Here is a 2,845-nt window from a genome sequence, read left to right on the forward strand (position 1 = left end):
AAGGCGTGATCTTGACGCTGCACAATCACGTAGTCACCGTCGGCAATTTTGGCATCGATCATCGAGTCGCCGCTGACCTGCAGCACAAAACGGTTTTCGCCAAATAACATCTCGCTAAAGTCGACTCGTTCGTTTTGCTCAAACGGCAACGCAGTGGGGGATCCGGCAACAACCCCGCCCATCGACAAACTGTTCGGATTGCGGTCGGCTGCCTGAGTCAACTCGATCGCCCGCGACTTGTTCGGACTACGGATGATCAAACCCTTTCGCTCAAGGGCACGGAGATGACACATCACTCCGTTGGGGCTTTTAATACCGAAATGTTCACCGATTTCGCGGACGGTAGGCCCGTAGCCTCGCTTTACGATCAGCGAGCGAATCATGTTGTATACGTTCTGCTGGCGGTCTGTGAGTTGAGCCGACATCGAGGGGGCCTTTTCTAACACTTTGGGGGTCATGATGTCGCTAGCATAACAAGCGAATGCCATCGATTGTACCACGCACTAAACGCGTGTCCACAGTAATCTGGCGTGGGCGACCTGCCCCCGTCTGTGCGGTGTTCAAAACAATAACAACACGTCCTCTAAGGGGCCACTACACCCCCTGCAACACAGGCCATTGTTACAATTCCTGCAGGGATGCACCACCACGCGAACCAATGGAGTCGATCCAGCCGACTCCATCCAATCAGCCACTTCAGCGCGACGATCCCGACCAAAAAGGAAACGACGGCTCCGACCGCCAGCGCGTCGGGCGAGAAAACCACCTGATTTGGTTCGATTGGCATCGCTGAATCCAGCTGTCCCGCTTCGATGAAATCCTTCAGTTCCAGCACCACCGCACCACAGATTGCGGGGATTGCCAACAGGAACGAGAATGTAACGGAATCCTCATTTTTCATCCCCAACAACCGCGCGCCCAAGATCGTCGATCCACTGCGGCTGATCCCCGGCAGAATCGCGAACGCCTGGAAGCACCCCACGCCGAACGCGCTGATCAGACTCATCTTTTGGTACTCGCCGTCGCGAGGCCGCAACCGACCGAGCAAAATCAGAAAAATGCCGGTTACGACCAGCATGCAACCTGCTAAAAGTGGCGAACGCATCAACCATTCAAAGTTTTTCTTGATCGTCAAACCCACGATGGCTGCCGGGATGGTGCCGACCACCATCATTCCGATCACACGGCGATCGCTGAACAAGAGGTCAAGGATACGTCGCCAATAAATCACCAGGATCGAACCGAGTGTGCCGGCGTGAAGGATAATCTCTAGCGTTGGCGATTCGCTCAATTTGCCCGTCAACGCTCCGAGCACCACTAAATGCCCTGAAGAACTAATGGGCAGAAACTCGGCAATCCCTTGAACGACGGCGAGGAAAAGAATCTGTAACACGGCGAGGTTAGTCCTTGGCGAAGGTCGGGCGAGGCTACGAATCGGACTCAGAGTGAGCCATGCGGGTTTTAAAGGGCGGTCCCGAGTTGTGGAAGGGGAACGTCCAGTGTTAGAAAATCGGATTATAGTTGTCGCTGTATCCACCGCGACTCAATTCAAATCACAGGAAAGTTTCGATGCATCAAGCCGAGCATCAAGCCGAAGACTCGGTTGCGAGTCATGCTGCCACGGACGAGCCAGCGTCCAGTCCCGCCGAAACAGCGATGGAACTTGCACCCAATCCGACCGTTTTGGGGGACATAGTAAATGTGGTTCGTGGATTTTGCATGGGAGCGGCGGATACCGTACCCGGCGTCAGCGGAGGGACCGTCGCATTAATTTTGGGTCATTACCAGCGACTGGTGACCTGCATCTCGCGGATCGACTCTCATTTTGTTTCGCTGCTGGTGCAATCGAAGTTTCGCGAAGCCGGACGCCACGTCGACGTTCGTTTTTTGGCGGCACTGGGCGTTGGCATCGCCACCGGAATCGTCTCGCTGGCGGGCGTGATGCACTGGTTGCTAGACCACAAGCAACCCGAGACGTTTGCAGTCTTCTTTGGTTTGATTGTCGCCAGCATTTGGATCGTCAAGAGCTACGTCAAAAAATGGAGCGTGCCACAAGTGGTCGCGTGTGGAGCGGGCATCCTCGCTGCGGTCGCGATCACGATGATGCCGATGGGGCAAGGCAACATGAGTCTACCCTTTTTGTTTTTGAGCGCATCGGTAGCCATTTGTGCCATGATTCTGCCCGGGATTAGTGGCGCGTTTGTGCTATTGTTATTCGGGGTTTATCACCCCGTAACCGGATTGATTAAGGATGCCGTGCGAGGAAACGTAACACTTGAATCACTCGTCCAGATCGTCGTGTTCGCCAGCGGTTGTGGATTTGGACTGTTGGCGTTTTCACGATTGTTGCGATGGATGTTAGAGCATCATCGCAGCACCACGATGGCGGGATTGATTGGATTGATGATTGGCAGCGTTGGCAAGCTATGGCCACTACAGCAACCGACGCCGGAGACAGCCAACTTAGAAACCAAATTTCGTCAGATGGAATTTGTTTCGGCGAGTCAGTGGCCCGGCAGCATCTCGCTGCTAATCGGCTTAGCCATCGGCGCGGCGGTACTTGTGATCGTGATTGAAAGCATCGCCAATAAAATCGAGGTCGACGAACCATCGTAAGTGGGTAGTGCAAACACGGTCAGACTGAGGGAGCGCAACATCCGCCGCAATCTGTCCCCCCCTTCGCTCAGGGACACAGCATCTTACCTCCCCGCTTGGGGACATAGCTTATTTTTTGGGGGTTGACTTTGAACTCGACGAGGGGAAGGATTCCTATTGGTGACGTTGCTGGTCCCTTCTACCTGGGTGAGGTGTGTGATGGTCCGCTTGGCACGCTCGGAAGTCTTCG

General features: G+C 54.6%; 3 protein-coding genes. 1 reads left to right on the top strand and 2 read right to left on the bottom strand.

Annotation, left to right across the window (positions count from 1 at the left end; translation table 11 throughout):
• Together lexA and ABX962_RS34045 are read right to left on the bottom strand one after the other, a co-directional pair.
• A partial coding sequence (lexA, locus tag ABX962_RS34040) for a transcriptional repressor LexA (protein ID WP_372726116.1) occupies positions 1-488 on the bottom strand: 488 nt, incomplete at its 3' end.
• Positions 489-583: 95 nt separating this feature from the next.
• Positions 584-1,393 carry an undecaprenyl-diphosphate phosphatase gene (locus ABX962_RS34045; protein WP_372726117.1) on the bottom strand — a complete coding sequence of 270 codons (810 nt, stop codon included), beginning with the start codon at positions 1,391-1,393 and terminating at the stop codon, positions 584-586.
• Positions 1,394-1,569: 176 nt separating this feature from the next.
• On the opposite strand from ABX962_RS34045, the gene ABX962_RS34050 reads away from it, so the two are divergent.
• Positions 1,570-2,616: a DUF368 domain-containing protein gene (locus tag ABX962_RS34050; protein ID WP_372726118.1), complete on the top strand. Its 1,047-nt coding sequence runs from the start codon at positions 1,570-1,572 to the stop codon at positions 2,614-2,616.
• The last annotated feature ends 229 nt before the right edge of the window (positions 2,617-2,845 follow it).

This window comes from Novipirellula sp. (genome assembly GCF_041583735.1).
Taxonomy (GTDB): Bacteria; Planctomycetota; Planctomycetia; order Pirellulales; family Pirellulaceae; genus Novipirellula.

Excerpts from the sequence above, each read along its gene's own strand:
- ABX962_RS34050 (WP_372726118.1), top strand. The coding sequence starts at position 1,570 with ATGCATCAAGCCGAGCATCAAGCCGAAGACTCGGTTGCGAGTCATGCT.